Annotated in this window: 26 protein-coding genes; 12 read left to right on the top strand and 14 right to left on the bottom strand. The window is 28.2% G+C overall.

Annotated features, from left to right (window positions below):
* Position 1: 1 nt before the first annotated feature.
* From BM335_RS00655 to BM335_RS00635, 5 genes are read right to left on the bottom strand one after another with little or no spacing between them, the layout of a single operon-like run.
* Positions 2-988, bottom strand: a complete 987-nt coding sequence (locus BM335_RS00655) for an AAA family ATPase (RefSeq protein ID WP_090223189.1) — start codon at positions 986-988, stop codon at positions 2-4.
* Complete coding sequence (locus tag BM335_RS00650; RefSeq protein WP_177219116.1) at positions 975-2,183, bottom strand: DUF4350 domain-containing protein; 1,209 nt, start codon at positions 2,181-2,183, stop codon at positions 975-977. The genes BM335_RS00655 and BM335_RS00650 overlap by 14 nt, the downstream gene beginning before the upstream one ends.
* Before the next feature lies 1 nt (position 2,184).
* On the bottom strand, positions 2,185-2,925 hold the full coding sequence (locus BM335_RS00645; protein WP_090221912.1) for a DUF4129 domain-containing protein: 741 nt from the start codon (positions 2,923-2,925) through the stop codon (positions 2,185-2,187).
* A 3-nt stretch (positions 2,926-2,928) separates the two neighbouring features.
* Complete coding sequence (locus BM335_RS00640; RefSeq protein ID WP_090221910.1) at positions 2,929-3,816, bottom strand: hypothetical protein; 888 nt, start codon at positions 3,814-3,816, stop codon at positions 2,929-2,931.
* Positions 3,806-4,774, bottom strand: coding sequence for a stage II sporulation protein M (locus tag BM335_RS00635; RefSeq protein ID WP_090221908.1), 969 nt, complete (start codon positions 4,772-4,774; stop codon positions 3,806-3,808). The genes BM335_RS00640 and BM335_RS00635 overlap by 11 nt, the downstream gene beginning before the upstream one ends.
* A 107-nt stretch (positions 4,775-4,881) precedes the next feature.
* On the opposite strand from BM335_RS00635, the gene BM335_RS00630 reads away from it, so the two are divergent.
* The 4 genes from BM335_RS00630 to BM335_RS00615 are packed head-to-tail and all read left to right on the top strand — an operon-like array spanning position 4,882 to position 7,691.
* The gene (locus BM335_RS00630) at positions 4,882-5,598 is read left to right on the top strand and encodes an RDD family protein (protein WP_090221906.1); all 717 of its coding nucleotides are present in this window, start codon (positions 4,882-4,884) and stop codon (positions 5,596-5,598) included.
* Entirely contained in the window at positions 5,598-6,209 is a 612-nt protein-coding gene (locus BM335_RS00625) for a trimeric intracellular cation channel family protein (protein WP_090221903.1), read from the top strand. The genes BM335_RS00630 and BM335_RS00625 overlap by 1 nt, the downstream gene beginning before the upstream one ends.
* On the top strand, positions 6,210-6,842 hold the full coding sequence (locus BM335_RS00620; RefSeq protein WP_090221900.1) for an NUDIX hydrolase: 633 nt from the start codon (positions 6,210-6,212) through the stop codon (positions 6,840-6,842).
* A 42-nt stretch (positions 6,843-6,884) separates the two neighbouring features.
* Positions 6,885-7,691, top strand: coding sequence for a lysophospholipid acyltransferase family protein (locus tag BM335_RS00615; RefSeq protein ID WP_090221898.1), 807 nt, complete (start codon positions 6,885-6,887; stop codon positions 7,689-7,691).
* A 49-nt stretch (positions 7,692-7,740) separates the two neighbouring features.
* Here the strand turns inward: BM335_RS00615 and BM335_RS00610 are convergent, their stop codons facing one another.
* The gene (locus BM335_RS00610; protein ID WP_090221896.1) at positions 7,741-8,211 is read right to left on the bottom strand and encodes a Dps family protein; all 471 of its coding nucleotides are present in this window, start codon (positions 8,209-8,211) and stop codon (positions 7,741-7,743) included.
* A gap of 105 nt (positions 8,212-8,316) precedes the next feature.
* Here BM335_RS00610 and BM335_RS00605 point away from each other — a divergent pair, with 105 nt between their 5' ends.
* A complete protein-coding gene (locus tag BM335_RS00605; RefSeq protein ID WP_090221894.1) occupies positions 8,317-9,264 on the top strand; it encodes a LysR substrate-binding domain-containing protein in 948 nt (315 codons plus the stop codon).
* On the opposite strand, the gene BM335_RS00600 is transcribed toward BM335_RS00605, so the two are convergent.
* Together BM335_RS00600 and BM335_RS00595 are read right to left on the bottom strand one after the other, a co-directional pair.
* Positions 9,261-9,473, bottom strand: a complete 213-nt coding sequence (locus BM335_RS00600; RefSeq protein WP_090221892.1) for a hypothetical protein — start codon at positions 9,471-9,473, stop codon at positions 9,261-9,263. The two genes, BM335_RS00605 and BM335_RS00600, sit on opposite strands and share 4 nt — an antisense overlap.
* A 119-nt stretch (positions 9,474-9,592) precedes the next feature.
* A complete protein-coding gene (locus BM335_RS00595; RefSeq protein ID WP_090221890.1) occupies positions 9,593-9,859 on the bottom strand; it encodes a hypothetical protein in 267 nt (88 codons plus the stop codon).
* A gap of 472 nt (positions 9,860-10,331) precedes the next feature.
* On the opposite strand from BM335_RS00595, the gene BM335_RS00590 reads away from it, so the two are divergent.
* The gene (locus tag BM335_RS00590) at positions 10,332-10,697 is read left to right on the top strand and encodes a hypothetical protein (RefSeq protein WP_090221887.1); all 366 of its coding nucleotides are present in this window, start codon (positions 10,332-10,334) and stop codon (positions 10,695-10,697) included.
* A gap of 36 nt (positions 10,698-10,733) precedes the next feature.
* Here BM335_RS00590 and BM335_RS00585 read toward each other — a convergent pair whose 3' ends face one another.
* Positions 10,734-11,186, bottom strand: a complete 453-nt coding sequence (locus BM335_RS00585) for a peroxiredoxin (RefSeq protein WP_090223186.1) — start codon at positions 11,184-11,186, stop codon at positions 10,734-10,736.
* Between the two features lie 192 nt (positions 11,187-11,378).
* On the opposite strand from BM335_RS00585, the gene BM335_RS00580 reads away from it, so the two are divergent.
* The 3 genes from BM335_RS00580 to BM335_RS00570 are packed head-to-tail and all read left to right on the top strand — an operon-like array spanning position 11,379 to position 13,269.
* Positions 11,379-12,383 (top strand): adenosine deaminase, encoded by a 1,005-nt coding sequence (locus tag BM335_RS00580; protein ID WP_090221884.1) that lies wholly within the window; start codon positions 11,379-11,381, stop codon positions 12,381-12,383.
* A 39-nt stretch (positions 12,384-12,422) separates the two neighbouring features.
* Positions 12,423-13,013, top strand: a complete 591-nt coding sequence (locus tag BM335_RS00575; RefSeq protein WP_090221882.1) for a hypothetical protein — start codon at positions 12,423-12,425, stop codon at positions 13,011-13,013.
* Positions 13,014-13,065: 52 nt separating this feature from the next.
* Positions 13,066-13,269, top strand: coding sequence for a YgaP family membrane protein (locus BM335_RS00570; protein ID WP_090221880.1), 204 nt, complete (start codon positions 13,066-13,068; stop codon positions 13,267-13,269).
* 49 nt (positions 13,270-13,318) lie between these two features.
* Here the strand turns inward: BM335_RS00570 and BM335_RS00565 are convergent, their stop codons facing one another.
* The 3 genes from BM335_RS00565 to idi are packed head-to-tail and all read right to left on the bottom strand — an operon-like array spanning position 13,319 to position 14,535.
* Positions 13,319-13,732: a 6-pyruvoyl trahydropterin synthase family protein gene (locus tag BM335_RS00565; protein WP_090221878.1), complete on the bottom strand. Its 414-nt coding sequence runs from the start codon at positions 13,730-13,732 to the stop codon at positions 13,319-13,321.
* Complete coding sequence (locus BM335_RS00560) at positions 13,716-14,012, bottom strand: hypothetical protein (protein WP_090221876.1); 297 nt, start codon at positions 14,010-14,012, stop codon at positions 13,716-13,718. The genes BM335_RS00565 and BM335_RS00560 overlap by 17 nt, the downstream gene beginning before the upstream one ends.
* 4 nt (positions 14,013-14,016) lie before the next feature.
* On the bottom strand, positions 14,017-14,535 hold the full coding sequence (gene idi / locus BM335_RS00555; protein ID WP_090223184.1) for an isopentenyl-diphosphate Delta-isomerase: 519 nt from the start codon (positions 14,533-14,535) through the stop codon (positions 14,017-14,019).
* 125 nt (positions 14,536-14,660) lie between these two features.
* On the opposite strand from idi, the gene BM335_RS00550 reads away from it, so the two are divergent.
* Complete coding sequence (locus BM335_RS00550) at positions 14,661-16,247, top strand: peptide chain release factor 3 (protein WP_090221873.1); 1,587 nt, start codon at positions 14,661-14,663, stop codon at positions 16,245-16,247.
* Positions 16,248-16,375: 128 nt separating this feature from the next.
* The gene (locus tag BM335_RS00545; RefSeq protein WP_143102358.1) at positions 16,376-16,594 is read left to right on the top strand and encodes a hypothetical protein; all 219 of its coding nucleotides are present in this window, start codon (positions 16,376-16,378) and stop codon (positions 16,592-16,594) included.
* Positions 16,595-16,598: 4 nt separating this feature from the next.
* Here the strand turns inward: BM335_RS00545 and BM335_RS00540 are convergent, their stop codons facing one another.
* Complete coding sequence (locus BM335_RS00540; RefSeq protein WP_090221868.1) at positions 16,599-17,834, bottom strand: ABC transporter permease; 1,236 nt, start codon at positions 17,832-17,834, stop codon at positions 16,599-16,601.
* 8 nt (positions 17,835-17,842) lie between these two features.
* Here BM335_RS00540 and BM335_RS00535 point away from each other — a divergent pair, with 8 nt between their 5' ends.
* Positions 17,843-19,090 (top strand): exo-beta-N-acetylmuramidase NamZ family protein, encoded by a 1,248-nt coding sequence (locus tag BM335_RS00535; RefSeq protein ID WP_090221866.1) that lies wholly within the window; start codon positions 17,843-17,845, stop codon positions 19,088-19,090.
* Between the two features lie 28 nt (positions 19,091-19,118).
* Here the strand turns inward: BM335_RS00535 and BM335_RS00530 are convergent, their stop codons facing one another.
* A complete protein-coding gene (locus BM335_RS00530; RefSeq protein ID WP_090221864.1) occupies positions 19,119-20,504 on the bottom strand; it encodes a M16 family metallopeptidase in 1,386 nt (461 codons plus the stop codon).
* Between the last annotated feature and the right edge of the window lie 2 nt (positions 20,505-20,506).

Raw genomic sequence — 20,506 nt, 5'->3', positions numbered from 1 at the left:
ATTATCGTGGTACTTCCACAGATTGCACAATCATTTCAATTACTTTATCTGCAGTCATACCTTCCATTTCACGTTCAGGTGTTAAAATAATTCTATGACGTAATACTGGTGAAATTACTTTTTTAATATCTTCTGGAATCACAAAATCGCGTCCATTAATAGCCGCGTAGGCTTTTGATGCATTTAAAACAGCAATACTTGCTCTTGGTGAACCACCCAAATATAAATGTGGATGATTTCTAGTTTTGGTAATAATTTGAGCGATGTAAGTCATTAATTTTTCATCAACTAAAATTTCGAAGATTTGATTTTTATATTCCAACAAATCAGCTTCAGAAAGCAACGGTGAAACTAAGGTTTGTGGCAAAATACCTTTTCTATCATGATGCGTTTTTAAAATTAAGATTTCTTCTTCTAAATTTGGATACCCAACATCAATTTTAAACAAAAACCTATCTAATTGTGCTTCTGGCAATGCGTATGTTCCCTCCTGCTCTATTGGATTTTGGGTAGCCAGTACCATAAACGGTGGTTTCATTTTATAGGTATGTCCATCAATAGAAATTTGGCGTTCTTCCATTACTTCAAACAACGCAGCTTGTGTTTTTGCAGGCGCACGGTTAATTTCATCAATCAACACTAAATTAGAAAAAATAGGACCGTTTCTAAATTCAAATTCAGAAGTTTTCATATTTAAAACAGACGTTCCCAACACATCGCTTGGCATTAAATCTGGCGTAAATTGAATTCGGCTAAAACCAGTATCAATAGTTTTAGATAATAATTTTGCCGTAATTGTTTTGGCAACTCCTGGAACACCTTCAATTAAAACATGACCATCTGCCAATAACGCTACAATTAGCAAATCCATAAAATGTTCTTGCCCAACAATTATTTTACTTAATTCTGCTTTTATTTGAATGACAGCATCTTTTAGTTTTTCTAAATCAACTCTATTATTAAAATTCAAATCGTTATTTTCTTCCATATTGAATTGTGTTTTTAAATTTTTCAATCATTTTATTTAATTTGATGAGTTCATCCATAGAAATTTGATTTTTTAAATGAATTTCATCACAAAATTTGAAGAGTTTTTCTACATCTTCAAATGTGTTTCCGCTACGCAAAGCAACATATTTATAAAAAGTTTCATCAATAGTTGTTGTTGGAATGTGCAGTTTAGTTCTGATAAATTCTAACAAATAACTAATTTTAAATTCGGCTAAATTTTTATGATCTTGCTGCTCATAATACATATTGGCAATAGTGCGCGTAAATGCCAATGTTTGGTTTTTTAGTGGTGTACGTATTGGAATACTGCGTTGTTTTCTTTTTCCTTCAAAAATTACAAAAAACAACACACCAATTAACGCCATATAATACGCCCATTTTAAATATTTTGAACTTAACAGATAATGCATTGGCGATGAAATTCCGCTTTTACCTGTTTTATAATACGAATCCCATAAAAAAGGTTTTGTACTATCAACATAAGATAAAATATTAGCTGTATGTTGCTCATATTCAGTATTTAAAATATTGTAATTTGTAAAAACTTCTGGAAATGTATGAAAGTAAAAATTCCCTTTTCCATAATTAAATTTCACAAAATTAACACCTTCATTTGTACGTTCATTGTTAGCATTTACATAACCTGTAATCCCTAAAACTGTGGTGTTTAAAGTGTCAATTTTAGTAAATACCTGATTTATAAATGCCCTATTAAAAGTAAATTCTTTGCTTTTAAATGCTTTATTGTAGAATTTAAAAAACACTTTTTCATCTAAATTACCAGTTACTAACCGCTTGGTTTTAAAATTAAGAGTATCTATCTGAATTCCGTGTGTTGAAATAAAAACATCGTTTCCTCTTTTTACAAATTCCATTAATCTAAAAAACTCTGCATCACCAAAATTAATGGCTTCATCAGCAAAAAAATAGGTTCCGGTTCTTGTAGAATCTTCTAAATAAATATATGGTGGAATTTTAATTTCATCAATAGTAACATTTGGTAAAAACGTTTTTAGTTCATTTCTTAAAACATACGTGCCATACGGAATTTTATGATTTTCCGCATAACTTGGAAACCAATTTATAGGTTGCTTTTTTGTGCTTTCAAGATATAAATACCCTAAAATTAGCAGTAAAAAAACAACAACGTATATTTTAAACGATTTATCCAATTTATTTTTTATTCAATAGTTTATTTACATTTTCAAAATCTGAAGATACTTTTGTAAACTCTAATTCATTAATATCAAAACTTCCGTACCAAATAAAATCGTACAATTTTGTTAATTTTTTAAAGGATAATTTTAAGTTGACTTCATTTATTTCTGTAGCGTAATCTTCGTTGGTTTTTTGTTGTTCCCAAGTAATTATTTCCTTTTCTTCTAACTGTTTTAACAATTGTAAATAATAATAACGAACTGCCAATCTGTAATTTTTATTCTCAATGGCTTTTGCTATTAATTTTGAAATATCTTTATTTTTAATTAACTCTTCATCTTCAGTAATAGTTACCACTGATTTATTTTTACTATTTGAAACAATGGCATTAGAATTGACTTTTAAAAAGAATTTAAACAATAAAAACAGCACTAATCCGGCAACAATGTATGGCAATGCTAATAAAATTGTTTTAAAAATTCCTTGTGCACTTTCTACTCCAAAAATCCACTCTAAAAAACGCACAATTTGTCTGCCAATCCAATTTAAAATACGATCTAACAGCGTAGGTTCTTTAAACTCTAAGTTTTCTGTATAATCAAAATCTTTATCTGCTTTGTATTCTTCTAAATTACTTTTATCAAACTTTTTTTGAGGTATAACTTCTTTATCTTTTTGTACGGTTAATGTATCTGATTGCGCAAAAACGCTCAAAGAGATTGTTAAAAACCATAAAAAAAGAAGTGTTTTCTTCATAAATTATAACGTAGTATCATTACCAATACTATCGATTTTTTCAAAAGTACCTGTTTGATTTTTTTGCTCATTTAAATCGTAATACACAAAAACAGTTGAAATTAATGGAATTGAGTATAAAATAAATTGAAAAACATAGGATAAAATATTTAATACCAAATAAATAGGATCTTTAAAAATTGAAAATACAGCTGTTGGGTCTTCTGTTCCAACCATAGTGCCTATTTTTATCATTTGATAAATAAATGCTGGAATTGAAAACGCTTGTCCTAAAATAACCAACAACATCCACACAACAATAAGTACTCCAAATGTATTCCACCATTCACCTTTAATTAATGTAAAAGCATGCGAAAATGTATCGCCAATACTTTTTTCTTCAAACACCATAATTGATGTTGCTAAAGACATAACAGTACCTAAATAAATACCTGGAATGTAACAAAAAATCATTCCAACAATGGTTACCAAAGTAATTAAAAAGCCTAATCCAATAAATTTCCAAATGTTTTTTAAAATATTGGTTTTTATTTCTGAAAAAATTGCGTTTCCATGATTATTGATATACGATTTTATAAAATATAACGATGCCATTGATAGCAATGTATACAATAAAATATACACGAAAATTAATCCAAAAACCCAAGAAAATAAGGTTCCTAAAAATGTACCTGGGTTATTTTGAATGCCTCCAACATTGGTAAATAAATCGGACATTGTAAACATATAAAACACCAAAACGGCAAGTGCTACTAATAAAACTGGGCCAACAATTTTTAAAACAGTTAAAAAATATTCTTTCCAATTTTCTCTAATAAATTTAAATGTATCAGTTATAATAGCACCTAAATCACGCTCTTTTTTAAATTCAATAAAATTTTTAACTTCCATCTACAATTTGTTTTTTTGATAACTTAATTGGGTATATAACATAATAGTACACAATTGTACTGAATGAAATTAATATTATAAAAACTGCTAACCAATCGGGCATTTCAGTATGTCGGGTTACAAAACCTTCTAAAAATCCAGCAACAATAAAAAACGGAATGGTACTTATCATAATTTTCATTCCTGCCTTAAAACTTCTTTTAAAAGATGCTAATCGAGTATAGGTTTGTGGAAATAATAAACCATTACCTAATACTAAACCGGCACAACCAGCTATGATAATTACAGAAATTTCTATGGTTCCGTGAATCCAAATTGTTCTAGAAGACTCCCATAATAATCCTTTTTCATAAAAAAAGTACAAAAAAGAACCTAACATAATTCCGTTTTGAAGCATTACATACAGAGTTCCAACAGACAATAATATTCCAAAAATAAAAGCTGTCATTGCAACTTTTATATTGTTTAATGTAATTGCAATAAACATAGTTGCTTCATCCATTTTTTTGTAAACTGCCATTGGATCACCTTTTTCAATGTTTTGCAAGGTTGTGTTTACGTAGCCATCTCCTAAAATTAAACGAACAAAATCACCATCAGTAGCTGCTGAATACGCGCCGATAATTCCAAAAAAAACAAAGGTTGAAAACGCTATTAATAGCTGTTTATGATATTTAACAAACTCTAAAGGAAATTCTGTTTTAAAAAAAGTAATTAACCTGTTTTTGCTTTCCTTTTTGGTTTTATAAATATTTTGATGCGCTCTGGATGCAATAGAATTTAAGTAAACCTCTGTATTACTTTGCGGATAAAAGGTTTTGGCATAACTCAAATCGTCCGTAATTTCAATATATAGGTCGGATAATTTATTGGGAGAAAGCTGTTCTTTTTTATCAAGAACATTTTCAAACAATAGCCATTTCTTTTTATTTGCTTTTACAAAGGATGCTTCACGCATTTTTATTATTTTTGTCGTTTCAATATAGCAATTAATACTATTGAAGATTCAAGTTAACGAAAGTAGAAAATCAAATTGTATCAGCCAAAAAAGATCACCTATAAATAATGGATAATTTTCATATTGAAACTGCCCAAAATGTAACAATTCAACAAAATGTAGCCAATTTAAGTACGCGTATAGGCTCTTTTTTAATTGATATGTTTATTGTTGGCGGATATTACCTAATAATTTACTTAATTTTAGATAGTTTAAATTTAATTTCTGGTGAACTTTATCTAATTTATGGATTGTTAAGTTTACCCGTATTTTTTTATAGTTTATTGTTTGAAACTTTAATGAATGGACAAAGTCCGGGTAAATATGTAAATAAAATTAGAGTTACAAAATTAGACGGTTCAAAACCTACATTTTCAAATTTTTTAATACGTTGGATGCTTCGAATAATTGATATTTCAATGGCATCAGGCTCTATAGCTTTGTTAACCATTTTATTAAATGGAAAAGGACAACGTTTGGGCGATATAGCTGCAGGAACTACCGTGATTTCAGAAAAAAAATTCATTTCAATTAATGATACCGTTGCTGTTGATATTCCTGAAGAATACCAACCAACTTTTCCGCAAGTAACTGTACTTACTGATAAAGACATTCAAACCATTAAAGAATTGTACTTGAAAGCAAAAAGAAAAGGAAATCATAATATTATTGTAAAAATTCATCAAAAAATTGTTGATTTAACAGGTATTCAAACCGATTTAAAACCAATTGATTTTGTGGATATTGTGATTAAAGACTACAACTATTTTACCCAACAAATGTAATGACGCTTTTTAACGTATTAGATATTTTAGGAATTATCTCGTTTGCAATTTCAGGATCTCTTGTTGCTATGCGAAAAAAATTAGATCCGTTTGGAGTTTTTATAATTGCATTTGCAACTTCAGTTGGTGGAGGAACACTACGTGATGTTTTAATTGGTGCACAACCCGTATTTTGGATGAAAAATACCGACATTATTTTTATAATAATGGGATCGTATTTTTTTGCAGTTTTTTTCCGTAGAAAGTTAAAATACTTAAATAAATCGTTGTTTTTATTTGATACCATTGGACTTGGTTTATACACCATTATGGGAACAGAAATTGGTTTAAATGCTGGTTTTCATCCTGTGGTAGTTATTTCAATTGCAACAATGTCCGCATCATTTGGAGGTGTTATTAGAGATATTTTATGCAATGAAGTTCCTGTAATTTTCAGAAAAGAAATTTATGCAACAGCTTGTGTATTTGGAGCTATGATTTATTTATTATTACACAATTTAGGGTTTAATGAAACTATTGTGTATGTGGCAACATCTTCTGTGGTTATAACAATTAGAATAATTGCAGTTGTGTTTCATTTATCATTACCAACATTTTATACCAAGCGTTAAGTGGATTTTACCTATTTTAAAAATAATTTAAACAGAATAACTTCTTTAGAACTTGGAGGCTTAGATGCGCAATTTAAATTAGCTCCTAAAGTAAGAACCAAATTATCGGAAGATTTTATTCAAGCTAAAAACCCAAAAAAAGCTGCTATATTAGTATTATTTTATCCTGATAAAAATAATAAAACTCACTTTTTATTAACACTAAGAGCCAATTATAACGGAACACATGCTTCACAAATTAGTTTTCCAGGCGGAAAATTTGAAACCGATGATATTTTACTTGAAAAAACAGCATTACGCGAAACACAGGAAGAAGTTGGTGTTGAAATAAATGACATTTCAATTTTTAAACAAATGACAGATGTTTACATTCCACCAAGTAATTTTATGGTTACGCCATTTTTAAGTACAATTAATTATTTGCCAAAGTTTGTGAAAAATCACGAAGTAGCAGCACTTATTCATGTATCAATGTCAGATTTTTTAAATGACAATAATTTAACTACACATATTTTATCAACTTCGTATGCTAAAAATATGATTGTACCATGCTTTAAATTAAATAATTATGTTGTTTGGGGAGCAACAGCAATGATGCTAAGCGAACTCAAAGAATTAATTAAAAAATTATAATCATTTTTTTTTACTAAATTTGTTGTAACCAAAACCAACTAAATGCCAATTTTTAAAAGAAATCCTTTTGGCCATATCCTATTTATAAAAAGGTGGCTTATTCGTATTTTCGGAGTAGTTTCTCACGGAAGATACCGAAGATTTAATTCACTTGAAATTGAAGGTTCTGAAATAATTAGACAATTACCCGATAAAAACGTACTTTTTATCTCTAATCATCAAACTTATTTTGCCGATGTTGCCGCAATGTTTCATGTGTTTAATGCAGCTCTAAAAGGAAGAGAAAATAGCATTAAAAATATAGGATACATTTGGAAACCTAAATTAAATATCTATTACATTGCCGCTTCCGAAACCATGAAAGCTGGTTTGTTACCAAAAATATTTGCGTATGTAGGTTCAATTTCAATTGAACGTACCTGGAGAAGCCAAGGTAAAGATGTAAACAGACAAGTTAAAATGTCTGATATTAGTAATATAAAAAAGGCTTTAAATGATGGTTGGGTAATTACTTTTCCACAAGGAACAACTACTCCTTTTAAACCAATTAGAAGAGGAACAGCACATATTATAAAAACCTACAAACCTGTTGTGGTTCCTATTGTAATTGATGGTTTTAGAAGAGCTTATGATAAAAAAGGATTGCTTATTAAAAAAAGGAATGTTTTACAATCAATGGTTATAAAGCAACCTATGGAAATTGATTATGATAATGAAACTATTGAAGAAATTATTGAAAGAATTCAATTTGAAATTGAACAACATCCATCACAATTAAAAGTAATTTCTCCTGAAGAATTTAAAAAACAAGAGGATGAACTTAATAAACAAAGAAAATTTTGGAGTTAAACATAAAAAAAGGGAAGCTGTTGCTTCCCTTTTTTATGTAATTAAAATATTAATTTAACCACGAATTTAACATCCATATTGTTTTTTCTTGTTCCGCAATAAAATCACTCATCATAGAGTTTGTTCCTTCATCATTTGCCTCTCCAGATTCCTCTAAAATTGAACGTTCAATTTTCAATAATTCAGTTAATGAGTTAACTACTAAAGCAACTGCTTCTGTATCTTTTGAAATATTTTTACCAACAGGTACTTTAGCTAAAGCTGAATAATCTTCAAAAGTATGTAAAGGATGTCCACCTAAAGTTAAAATCCTTTCAGCAATCATATCTATTTTTTCTTGAGAATCCGTATAAAACTCTTCAAATTTAACGTGTAACTCAAAAAATGATTTACCTTTTATATTCCAATGTAAACCTCTTAAACTTTGATAATAAACTTGAAAGTTTGCTAATAAATCATTTAAGCTAACTACAAGTTTTTCAGTACGGTTTTTGTCTAATCCAATAATTGTTGTGTTCATATATTTATTTTTTAAATTTCTATAACAAATATCGGCAATATTATTTATTGTTTAATATAAATATTATCGATTGTTTTAATATCTTTATCATAAAAATTTATATAAATGACAATCACACAACTTAAATACATTTTAGCGGTTGCCGAATACCAAAATTTCACAATTGCTTCAGAACATTGCTTTGTAACACAACCTACTTTAAGTATGCAAATTCAAAAATTGGAAGAAGAATTAGATACTCAAATTTTTAATAGAAATAAAAAACCAATTCAATTAACCGATGTAGGCACTAAAATTGTTGAACAAGCAAAAATTATTGTTGATGAAAGCAATAGAATTACTGATATTGTTGATCAGCAAAAAGGCTTTATTGGAGGAGATTTTAAATTAGGTATTATTCCTACTATTATGCCAACACTTCTACCATTATTTTTAAAAACATTTATAAAAAAATATCCAAAAGTTAACTTAAAAATTGAAGAACTAACTACCGAAGAAATTGTAAAAAAAATAACGGATGGTCATATTGATGTTGCTATTGCTGCCACACCTCTTGAAAATGATATTTTAAAAGAACGCGTATTATATTATGAACCATTTGTAGGTTTTGTACCAACAGAACACAGATTATTTAGCAAAAAAACAATTGATGTTGAAAATTTAAATATTGATGACATTTTACTATTAGAAGATGGACATTGTTTTAAAGAAAATATTATTAATTTATGTAGTGCCTTAGGCAATAAAAATTCACATTTTCAATTGCATAGTGGAAGCTTTGATACACTTATAAAACTATCTAAAGAAGGTTTAGGAATGACTTTACTGCCGTACTTACAAACGTTAGATATAAATGAAAAAGATAAAGTATATTTAAAAGATTTTAAAGAGCCTGTACCTGCCAGAGAAGTGAGTTTAATCTATCATAAATCTCAATTAAAGATACATATGATAGATTCGCTAAAAAATGTAATAGACAGTGTAATTAGAGGTGTTATTGCATTTAATGACGTAAAAATTATTAGCCCAATACAACAAAAAAAAGGAGCTTAAAGGCTCCTTTTTGTGTTTTCAACTAATGCTAAACAACCATACAATTCAGGTTTATTTGATGTAAAGTCTTTTAGCCAATAGAATAATTCTTTTATTTCATAGGGTAATAATCTGTTAACTGCTTTTTCTAATTCCTTTTTAAACAAATCTGCGTTAAAGCTAACTTTTTCGAGTACAGCTTTAGTATACTCAAACATTGCTCTTGCCATAAATTATAAAGATTTTAGTTGGTTATTAAAAGAACGTTATTTTGGGTTTATTATTGTATAAATTTAATCAAAAAAAATAATAAATCATAACAAAAAAAGCTTAAATAAATCCTAAAATATTATAAAGAATTAATTTTTGCTAACAATGCATTTGCAGTTTCTTCAAACTCTTTATTGATTGCTTTATAATGTGCTTTATTATCTTCCACTTTTTTAGCATTTACTTTTGCTATTAAAGAATCAAAAGAAGCAATAGCTTCATCAATAATTGCTTCAGCTTTTTTGTTATCAGCTCTTGGGTTTAATAATTCCCATACGTAACATTCTTCAATAATATCACCTAAAACGTAATTAATATCTTTCTTTAAATTTTTAACACTTGCCATAATAATATATTTATATTTTCGGGCAAATTTACAAGAATTTGAATCATTAATTAAATATTTTTTAAATTAATGTTTGATAATTAAAAAAATATTTTATTTTTGGAATACAATATGAAAGCAATTTTATACATACCAACTACTAATACATCAACTATGATTGATTTTAAATCATCGTATTCTGTTGTTTGTACTGTAGCTGTAAATATGCTTAAGCAACAGCAGGTATGTACACATAAAAGCACTTTCTATTATTGTTGATGATAACAAACTATTAAAATATATTTAAAAGGTGCTTTTTACAAAAAGCACCTTTTTTTTGCAATAATTATTAATTTAAAAACAACTATTATGAAACAATCACAAATTATCCAGCAAGTCTATTCCAAAATTTCAACGCTTTGTAATCAATTATTTATAAACAAAAATAGACACATTCCCATACCCTTATTAAATCATTATTAAAACAAAAACTATGAAAACATTAGAAAATACTTATACTAGTCCAGAAAGAAACTTCACAGTAACTGAAAAAGATATCAATAATAAAAACGCCCTTTTAACACACGTTTTATACAATGAAATGGAAGATTTTGTTAAAAGTATTATTACCAAACATGCGTATATGGCGTTTCCACTTCCTCAATTATACAAATTGCAGCTTTTAAAAAATGCCTTTTTAAACGATAAATTGCTTATAAAATCTCAAATTATTAAATACGATGCTTCGGAATTGCATTTATTGGCTACCGTTTATAACCAAGCACCGGAATTAAATGAAACTATTTGTAAAGCTGTTTTTAAATTCCCATTAAATGCAGCTATATCAAATGCTTCTTAACATAATATATTGCTATAAGGTTATTTATTTATAGCCTTATAGCTCTTTTAATTTATTTAGCGCATTTTCAATATGCTTTTCTTCACCGAATTGACTATTAAAAATATACCTAACAATACCCTTTTTATCAATTACATAAGTCACTCTTCCGGGTAAAAATATCATACTTTTTGGAACACCAAATAATGCTCTAACTTTATTATCTACATCAGCTAATAAAGTAAATGGTAAGTTATATTTTTCTTCAAATTTTTTATGTGAAGCCACGCTATCTGCACTAATTCCTATAACTGAAGCTCCTAAATCATTAAAACTTTCAAAATCATCTCTAAATTTACAAGCTTCTTTTGTGCAGCCCGGAGTATCATCTTTTGGATAAAAATAAATCACCATTCTTTTACCAATTTCATTTTCAATATTAAAAAAATTTCCATTTTGATCTTTTAAAATAAAATTAGGTACCTTATCTCCTATTTCAATTATTTTCATTTCTTCTTTTTTATTCAATAATAACAGCAGAACTATACCTATTGTTGCTGAAATTACTATTATTATTTTTTTCATTTATTTATTTTTAACAAATATGCTATAAAAATAATGTTTTATGTAGTTTTACAACTTTAAAATTGCTATTATAAATTTATAAAATAGCAAATTATATCTTAAAATTTTTTATTAAGAATGAAACAATTTATTCAAAATTTACCTAAAGCAGAATTACATTTACATATTGAAGGTACTTTAGAGCCTGATTTATTATTTAAAATAGCAAAAAGAAACAACCTTAAAATACCTTATAATACTGTTGAAGAATTAGCTAAAGCATATAATTTTAATTGCTTACAAGATTTTTTAGATATTTATTATCAAGGAGCAAATGTTTTAATATATGAACAAGATTTTTACGATTTAACCTATAGTTATTTAAAAAAATGTGCTGAACAAAATGTAAGACACACTGAAATTATGTTTGACCCACAAACGCATACAAAAAGAGGCATTTCTTTTAAAACTGTGATTACAGGAATTTCAAATGCCTGTGCTGATGCTGAAGTTAATTTAGGTGTATCTTCATTATTAATAATGAGTTATTTACGACATTTAAGTGAAGAAGATGCCTTTAAAACATTACAAGAGTCACTACCATTTAAAGATAAAATTACGGCGGTTGGGTTAGATTCTTCTGAAGCTGGAAATCCACCTTCAAAATTTATGAAAGTGTTTGAAGCATCCATAAATGAAGGTTATATTCCATTAGCACACGCAGGTGAAGAAGGTGATGCAGATTACGTTTGGGAAGCAATAGATTTATTAGGAATTAAGCGCATTGACCATGGTAATAATTGTTTGCAAGATGAAAATTTAATTGCTGACATTATTGATAGAGATTTGGCATTAACTATTTGTCCTTTATCAAACACTGCTTTAAAAGTTGTGGATGATTTAAAAAATCATCCGTTAAAAAAAATGATGGACTTAGGTTTAAAAGTTACTATTAACTCTGATGACCCTGCTTATTTTGGAGGACACGTAAACGATAATTATATAGCAATTCAAAAAGCTTTAAACCTTAACAAAGAAGAAATTTATCAAATTGCAAAAAATTCATTTCAATACTCATTAATTGATGATTTAAAAAAAGAAGAATATTTAATTGAATTAAACAATTATTATAATAATAAGTAACAACTCTTATCGTTTAAAAAAGAAAATTAAAATAAATATATGTTTAAAAATAAAATATTACTAATTGCATTCATTTTTTCTAGTACATTTTTTTATAGTCAATCAACCAAAAAATTTATTGATACTGGTTCTGTAAAAAATCAATTTGATTATTTAATTAATGAATCGAACAATTATCAAGACCATAAAGTAGTAAAACAACAATGGCTTTTAAAACTTAAAGCGAATGTAATTGATTCTATTTCAAAAAATAAAAATGCATTGGCTATTCATAAAAATAGTTTAATGAATTTTCAAAAAGAAATTGATAGTTTAAAAAATGAACTTACTGAAATTAAACAATTAAATGAAAAATTAACCACTGAAGAACAACAAATTTCATTTTTAGGAATATCCTTAAGCAAACATTTTTATAAAACATTAACTTATTTCCTTATTTTAGTCTTTATCGGTTTATTTGTATTATTTTATATAAAATTTAAGCAAAGTAATCAAATTACAAAAGAAGCTAAATTAAACTTAAAAGAGGTTGAAGAAGAGTTTGAAGAACACCGAACTAAAGCTTTAGAAAGAGAACAAAAAGTTATGAGACGGCTACAAGATGAACTAAATAAGCATAAAAAAGATTAATTACATTTCTTTTTTGTATTTTTATTTAACTAACAATCAAACACCTAAATATATGAAAGCAAATATGGGAACAGCCGATAAATTTATTAGAGTTTTAATTGGCGTTTTAATAGCAGTTTTATATTACCTAAATGTTATTAGTGGCACTACCGCTATAATTATTTTAGCTATTGGAATTGTATTATTAATTACAAGTTTAGCAAGTTTTTGTCCGCTTTATACTTTGCTTGGAATTAATACTTGTAAAAGAAAATAAAAGTATAAAAATAAAAAGAGCTCCATAAATTAAAATTATGGAGCTTTTTTTATACTTCGCCTGAGTAGGTTACAAAATTTCGTGGAGTTTCGTATAAGGTAATTGAAAGCTCCAACTTATTATCAATTTCTGCTCGTAATTTGTTCCAAATAACAACCACAATATTTTCAGCCGTTGGGTTTAAAGTTTTAAACTCTGCAACTTCTTCATTTAAATTTTTATGATCAAATTGCTCTTCTACTTCTTTTTCAATCAAGTATTTTAAAATCTTCATATCCATTACAAATCCAGTTTCTGGATGAATTTCTCCTTTTACCGAAACTATTAATTCATAATTATGACCATGGTAGTTTGGATTGGCACATTTTCCAAAAACTGTAGCGTTTCTAGCATCTGTCCAATCAGAATTGTACAATCTATGAGCCGCATTAAAATGCGCTTTTCTGCTAACTGTTACTTTCATTTTCTTGTTTCCTTTTTAATGCTTGATACCTTTTTTCATTAAATTTCCATATAAACTGCCAAAACAAAACTATTCCAACTAAAATAAATAGCGCTAAATAGTTTAAAAATGATTTTGTAAAATACACTTCTTTAAATGAATAAGCCGACAATTCAAAAATTTTGGTTAAAAAAGCAGTAAAAACACTCCATAAAACACCGGTTCTTAGTGCGTATCTATTTCTTCCGTTCTTTCTAACAAGTTCCCAACTTTCAATAAAATTTTCTTCTATTTTTTTCATTCAACTACTTATTAATAAAACTGTAATAATTTTTAAAAATTATTTTAAACCACTCCGTATAAATTGCCGGATTTTCTTCAATATCATTTTTCACTGCTTCCAACGGCATCCATTTATAACTTTCAACTTCATCACTATTAATTTTTGGCTCACTATTGTAATACCCAATTAATATATGATCTAATTCGTGTTCAGTTAAGCCATTATCAAATGGCGCTTTATATATAAACGATGTAACTTCTTCAATATCACACATAAAACCCATTTCCTCTTGCAATCTTCTTTTACCTGCTTCAATATTAGTTTCACCGTTACGCTGATGACTGCAACAAGTATTTGTCCATAATAAAGGTGAATGGTATTTATGAGCCGCACGTTGCTGCAACATTAATTCATTTTTATCATTAAAAATAAATACGGAAAATGCTCTGTGTAACACCGCTTTTTCATGTGCTTCCATTTTTGGCATTAAGCCTATTTGTTCGTCCTTTTCGTTTACTAAAATTACAAGTTCTTCTTTCATTTTTTTATCAATAAGCACAAACTTACAAAATACAAACGTTAAAAAAGTGCAAAACTGCTTTTCAAGTTTTAAACTTTTCAACTTTCAAACTTTATAACCTATATTTGCACCTCAAAATTTAACAGATGAGTTTTTTAAAAGAAATACAACGCAGAAGAACCTTTGGAATTATTTCGCATCCCGATGCTGGTAAAACTACCTTAACCGAAAAATTATTATTATTTGGTGGGGCAATTCAAGAAGCTGGCGCCGTAAAAAGTAATAAAATAAAAAAAGGTGCAACTTCCGATTTTATGGAAATTGAGCGCCAACGTGGTATTTCTGTTGCTACATCTGTATTGGCTTTTATTTATAAAGATAAAAAAATAAATATTTTAGATACACCTGGACATAAAGATTTTGCCGAAGATACTTTTAGAACTTTAACGGCTGTTGATAGTGTAATTGTAGTAATTGACGTTGCAAAAGGTGTGGAAGAGCAAACTGAAAAATTAGTTGAAGTTTGTAGAATGCGAAAAATTCCTATCATAGTTTTTATCAATAAAATGGATCGTGAAGGGAAAGATGCTTTTGATTTAATGGATGAAGTTGAACAAAAATTAGGTTTATCTGTAACGCCTTTAAGTTTCCCAATTGGAATGGGTTATGATTTTAAAGGAATTTATAATATCTACGAAAAGAAAATAAACTTATACTCTGGTGACAACAAACAAACTGTATCAAAAGGTGTTGAATTTACCGATATTACAACTCCAGAATTAGATAAAATTATTGGTGCTAAATCTGCCGAAACCCTGCGTGAGGAATTAGAGATTGTTCATGAAGTATATCCAGATTTTGATAAAGATGAATATTTAAAAGGAAACTTACAACCTGTATTTTTTGGCTCTGCATTAAATAATTTTGGTGTAAAAGAATTGTTAGATTGTTTTATTGAAATTGCGCCATCACCACAACCAAAAATGTCTGAAGAGCGTTTGGTAGACTCAAAAGAAGAAACTTTAACCGGATTTGTATTTAAAATTCACGCAAATATGGATCCAAACCACAGAAACCGTATTGCGTTTGTTAAAATAGTATCAGGAATGTTTAAAAGAAATGCTCCTTATTTACACGTCCGTCAAGGAAAAAAATTAAAATTCTCTAGTCCAAATGCTTTTTTTGCTGAAAAGAAAGAGATTGTTGAAGAATCTTATCCAGGTGATATTGTTGGTTTGCCAGATACTGGTCACTTTAAAATTGGAGATACATTAACCGAAGGTGAGCAATTAAATTTTAAAGGAATTCCAAGTTTTTCACCAGAGCATTTCCGTTATGTAAATAATGCTGATCCACTAAAAGCCAAACAATTATTTAAAGGTTTAGATCAGTTAATGGATGAAGGTGTTGCCCAGCTATTTACATTAGATATTAACGGCAGAAAAGTAGTTGGTACTGTTGGTGCGCTACAATTTGAAGTTATTCAATACCGTTTAGAACATGAATACGGCGCAAAATGTAGTTATGAAAATGTTCAAGTACATAAAGCGTGTTGGGTAGAACCAGAAAATCCGAAAAGCGAAGAGTTTAAGGAGTTTAAACGTGTAAAACAACGGTATTTAGCAACAGATAAACAAGGTCAATTAGTATTTTTGGCAGATTCAGCCTTTTCAATTCAAATGACTCAGCAAAAATATCCAACAGTAAAATTGCATTTTACTAGTGAATTTTAATACTTTTTATTTTTCATAAAAATTTACTATATTTATAATCACCTTATCCTCAACATGATAAGATATCTTTTCAATTAAAAAAATATATGTTTTTTTTAAGACTTTTATTAACTATTAAAATTACTATTATGAAAAACAAATTTCTTTATTTCGGATTGATTATCGGAATTAGTGTTGGAGCATTTTTACTTTCTGCTGACAAAGTAGACGTTTGCCATGTTCCTCCTGGTAATCCTGAAAATGCTCATACTATTAATATTGCTCGTGTAGCTGCATATGTACACATTGCATTGCACGATGGAGATACTATGGGAGCTTGTGGTTCAAATGAAGAGCCAGAAAAATAATATTTTATTCAAACTTAATTGATTTTACAGGACTTATTTTTGAAATAATAATTGTTGGAATTATTAACATTAATAAGCAAAGTATTAGTGTGCCTATATTTAATAAAATAATATAACCGAAATTTAAATAAATTGGCGCTTCACTTACATAATATGTCTCTGGATTTAACGTAATTACACCAAAATACTTTTGTATAAAAAGAATAGATAATCCTATTAAATTCCCCCAAAACAAGCCTTTTAATATTAAATAGGCGGCGTTATATAAAAACACTTTTCTAATACTAACATTACTACTTCCTAAAGCTTTTAAAATACCAATCATTTGAGTTCTTTCTAAAATTAAAACCAACAAAGCAGTAATCATATTTATTCCAGCAACTAAAATCATAATTACTATAATTAAATAAATATTATTATCAAAAAGGCTAATCCATTCAAAAATAGAAGGATATTTTTCTACAACACTTTCACTGTTTAATGTAGAGCCCGTTTGCATATAAACTTCGTTACTTTTGGGAATAATTTCATTAAAATCAGTAATTAACACTTCAAAACCACCTACTTGATCATCATTCCATCTATTCATTTTTTGAATATGTCTAATATCTCCTATTACAAAACTTCCATCAAACTCCTGAAAACCAGAATTATAAATTCCAACAATTTTTACTACTCTTATCCACGGTGCTTTTGATGGATCATTTTTAACAAAAAGAATGTTAAACTCATCACCTAATTTCAAAGCCATTCTATCTGCAATTTCTTTTGAAATTAAAACATCATTAGAAACTTCACTACTATAATTAGGCAATTTTCCTTCCACCAAATATTCTTGAAAAAATGTCCAATCATAATCATTTGCAACACCTTTTAAAATAATACCTTCAAAATCGGTTTCTGTTCTAATAATACCAGCTTTTGTAGCAAAAACCTGCACATTTTTAATATTAGATACTGTTTTAAATTCTGGATAAAAGTCCTGATTTTTTGAAACTGGCACCAAAGTAATTTCTGAATTATTATTATCAAAATTGGTTATTTGAATATGTCCATTAAAACCCGACAATTTTTCACGTATTTTCTGTTGCAAACCAATTCCAGTCGCTATAGCAATCATCATAATAATGATTCCTAGCGCAATTGCTATAATCGCAATTTTTATTATTGGAGATGATATGCTACTTTTATACTTTTTAGCAGCAACAATTCGTTTTGCAATAAATATTTCGTAATTCAATTTTATATATGATTTCTAAACCGTTCAAAAATACATATTTCTTCTTGTTTTCTTTTGTGTTTTTTATGTTGTTTTCTTGTAAACCTGCAAAACCTATTAATTCGGATGTAGAAATGGAAAAAATCACTTCTGAAAAAGACTCAAAAGGAAAAAAAAATATTATTACCGGAGCGCAACAAACATACATATATTTACCATCTTTATTTTCTAAAAAAATTGCAATTGTTGCAAATCAAACATCTGTTATTTTAAAAAAAAATAATCAATCGTATACTCATTTAGTTGATTCTTTACATGCGTTAGACATAACTATTAGTAAAGTTTTTTCACCAGAACATGGTTTTAGAGGAACTGCTGATGCCAGTGAACTTGTTAAAGATGGTATTGATACAAAAACAGGTATTCCAATTGTATCTTTATATGGGAATAATAAAAAACCAACCCAAGAACAGTTGAAAGGAATTGATGCAGTAATATTTGATATTCAAGATGTTGGCGTGCGATTTTACACTTACATTTCTACTTTACACTATGTGATGGAAGCTTGTGCAGAAGCTGGAATTCCAGTAATTGTATTAGACAGACCAAATCCAAACGGACATTATATTGATGGCCCTACTTTACAAATTGAATATAAAAGTTTTGTTGGTATGCATCCTGTGCCGTTAGTTTATGGAATGACTATTGGTGAATATGCAACCATGATTAACGGTGAAAACTGGTTAAAAACCAACAATAAATGTGACTTAACTGTTATTCCTTTAAAAAATTACACGCATAAAAGTATATACAGTTTACCTATTAGACCTTCGCCAAATTTACCGAATGATGTTGCTATTAATTTATATCCGAGTTTAGGTTTTTTTGAAGGCACAACTATAAATGCTGGTCGTGGAACAGAATTTCAATTTCAAAGATATGGTGCACCATTTTTTCCTGAAAATGAATTTAGCTACACACCTCAACCTAATTTTGGATCTAAACATCCAAAACATGAAGGGAAATTATGTTATGGCGTTGATTTAGAAAACACAGATAGATTAAGTAAAATTAACATTAACTGGCTTATTGATGCATACAAAAAAATACCAGTTTCCGAAACTTTTTTTGGAGCTACATTTACTATTCATGCAGGAAATACCTTACTTGAGGATCAATTAAAAACCAATGTTTCCGCTAAAAAGATTAGAGAATCTTGGCAACACGACATTAATGCTTTCAAAAAAATAAGAGAAAACTATTTACTTTATGAGTAGGTATTATATTTTAATATAAAAAATTATATTAATCTTTTATCTCTACTACAGTAACATCTCCATATTTTTCAGCAATTGGTTTAATTTCAGAGGCTTTACCCACTAAAACAAATTGTAAATTGTCTTTTGGAAAATACGTCGCAATAATGTTATTTGCTTTTGAAAGATCTAAACTATTTACATTATTTTCAAAATTATTAATAAATGATGCGTCAAAATTATACCAAAACATTTCTGAAAGTAATCTTGCCAGTTGATCGGTAGTTTCATAATCTGGAGGAAACTGACCTTTTACGTAATTTTTAGCCGAAGTTAGTGCTTTTTCATCAATACCATTTTGGTGTAATGACTTTAAAACTTCCAAAGCTTTATCAATCGCTTCTTGTGTAGTTTCCTTTGCTGTAAAAGTACTTATATAAAAAGTACCTGCATTTTTTAAAGTACTAAATCTACTACTTGCACCATAAGTTAAACCACTATTTACACGCAATTCATCGTTTAACATGGAGGTAAATCTGCCTCCAAACAACGTGTTTACAACGCTAATGGCTACAAAATCTGGATTATTTCTACTAATTCCAGTTGAACCAATATAAAATGTAGTTTCGTTAGCATCGTCTTTATTTACAAGCAATACATTATTTTTAGATGGCACTTTAACTGTTGCATCAAAAACATTTGCTCTAACAATATTCCTTTTTTTCCATCCTGAAAATAATTTTGTAATGGTTGATTTCATTTCTTTTGATGAAAAATCGCCCACAATACAAATGGCACTTTCATTTGGCAAATAATTATTTTCATAAAAGTCTTTTACATCGTTTACCGCCAATTTTTCAACACTTGTAGTAGTTCCGCTAATTACATTTCCATAAACGTGATTGCCATAAATTAATTTATCAAAATACGAACCAATTACGGCTCTTGGACTTTCTTTTTTCTGTTCGAGTTCTACCAACAATCTACTTTTTTCTTTATCAAATTCTTCAGAATTAAAAGTAGGATTCAACATAATTTCTTTAAATATTTTCAATACTTTATCTGAATCTTTTGAAGCAAATTTTGCGGACAAACCTGCAAATTCTTTCGATGCATAAGTGTTTATATTTGCACCAATAAAATCTATTTCTTCATCAATTTTAGCTTTTGAAAAATTTTGAGTACTATGCATTAAAGCCGCAGCAGTTAATGAAGCTAAACCGGGATTTTCACCGTCATAAATTGCTCCTGCAGCAACAATTGCAGACAAACTAATTACAGGAACATCATGTTGTTCCATTAGGTAAACCGTTAAACCGTTTGAAAGTTTAAAAGTTGTGTAATTTGGTAATTTATAACTTTGGGCAATTAAAGAAATTTGCGTAATTGCCAACAAACAAAATATTACTGTTGATTTTATATTTAAGATTTTCATAA

Origin of the sequence: Lutibacter maritimus, from assembly GCF_900116115.1 — a bacterium.
Classification (GTDB): Bacteria; Bacteroidota; Bacteroidia; order Flavobacteriales; family Flavobacteriaceae; genus Lutibacter; species Lutibacter maritimus.
Note: the sequence above shows the minus strand (reverse complement) of the source record. Positions and strands in the feature narration are given on the sequence as shown.

Coding starts and splice junctions, on each gene's coding strand:
- BM335_RS00575 (WP_090221882.1), top strand. CDS start 12,423: ATGTTTAAAAATAAAATATTACTAATTGCATTCATTTTTTCTAGTACA.
- BM335_RS00560 (WP_090221876.1), bottom strand. CDS start 14,012: ATGAAAAAAATAGAAGAAAATTTTATTGAAAGTTGGGAACTTGTTAGA.
- BM335_RS00600 (WP_090221892.1), bottom strand. CDS start 9,473: ATGGCAAGAGCAATGTTTGAGTATACTAAAGCTGTACTCGAAAAAGTT.
- BM335_RS00580 (WP_090221884.1), top strand. CDS start 11,379: ATGAAACAATTTATTCAAAATTTACCTAAAGCAGAATTACATTTACAT.
- BM335_RS00595 (WP_090221890.1), bottom strand. CDS start 9,859: ATGGCAAGTGTTAAAAATTTAAAGAAAGATATTAATTACGTTTTAGGT.
- BM335_RS00605 (WP_090221894.1), top strand. CDS start 8,317: ATGACAATCACACAACTTAAATACATTTTAGCGGTTGCCGAATACCAA.
- BM335_RS00645 (WP_090221912.1), bottom strand. CDS start 2,925: ATGAAGAAAACACTTCTTTTTTTATGGTTTTTAACAATCTCTTTGAGC.
- BM335_RS00615 (WP_090221898.1), top strand. CDS start 6,885: ATGCCAATTTTTAAAAGAAATCCTTTTGGCCATATCCTATTTATAAAA.
- BM335_RS00570 (WP_090221880.1), top strand. CDS start 13,066: ATGAAAGCAAATATGGGAACAGCCGATAAATTTATTAGAGTTTTAATT.
- BM335_RS00610 (WP_090221896.1), bottom strand. CDS start 8,211: ATGAACACAACAATTATTGGATTAGACAAAAACCGTACTGAAAAACTT.
- BM335_RS00550 (WP_090221873.1), top strand. CDS start 14,661: ATGAGTTTTTTAAAAGAAATACAACGCAGAAGAACCTTTGGAATTATT.
- BM335_RS00640 (WP_090221910.1), bottom strand. CDS start 3,816: ATGGAAGTTAAAAATTTTATTGAATTTAAAAAAGAGCGTGATTTAGGT.
- BM335_RS00635 (WP_090221908.1), bottom strand. CDS start 4,774: ATGCGTGAAGCATCCTTTGTAAAAGCAAATAAAAAGAAATGGCTATTG.
- BM335_RS00530 (WP_090221864.1), bottom strand. CDS start 20,504: ATGAAAATCTTAAATATAAAATCAACAGTAATATTTTGTTTGTTGGCA.
- BM335_RS00535 (WP_090221866.1), top strand. CDS start 17,843: ATGATTTCTAAACCGTTCAAAAATACATATTTCTTCTTGTTTTCTTTT.
- BM335_RS00625 (WP_090221903.1), top strand. CDS start 5,598: ATGACGCTTTTTAACGTATTAGATATTTTAGGAATTATCTCGTTTGCA.
- BM335_RS00565 (WP_090221878.1), bottom strand. CDS start 13,732: ATGAAAGTAACAGTTAGCAGAAAAGCGCATTTTAATGCGGCTCATAGA.
- BM335_RS00545 (WP_143102358.1), top strand. CDS start 16,376: ATGAAAAACAAATTTCTTTATTTCGGATTGATTATCGGAATTAGTGTT.
- idi (WP_090223184.1), bottom strand. CDS start 14,535: ATGAAAGAAGAACTTGTAATTTTAGTAAACGAAAAGGACGAACAAATA.
- BM335_RS00585 (WP_090223186.1), bottom strand. CDS start 11,186: ATGAAAATAATTGAAATAGGAGATAAGGTACCTAATTTTATTTTAAAA.
- BM335_RS00590 (WP_090221887.1), top strand. CDS start 10,332: ATGAAAACATTAGAAAATACTTATACTAGTCCAGAAAGAAACTTCACA.
- BM335_RS00630 (WP_090221906.1), top strand. CDS start 4,882: ATGGATAATTTTCATATTGAAACTGCCCAAAATGTAACAATTCAACAA.
- BM335_RS00655 (WP_090223189.1), bottom strand. CDS start 988: ATGGAAGAAAATAACGATTTGAATTTTAATAATAGAGTTGATTTAGAA.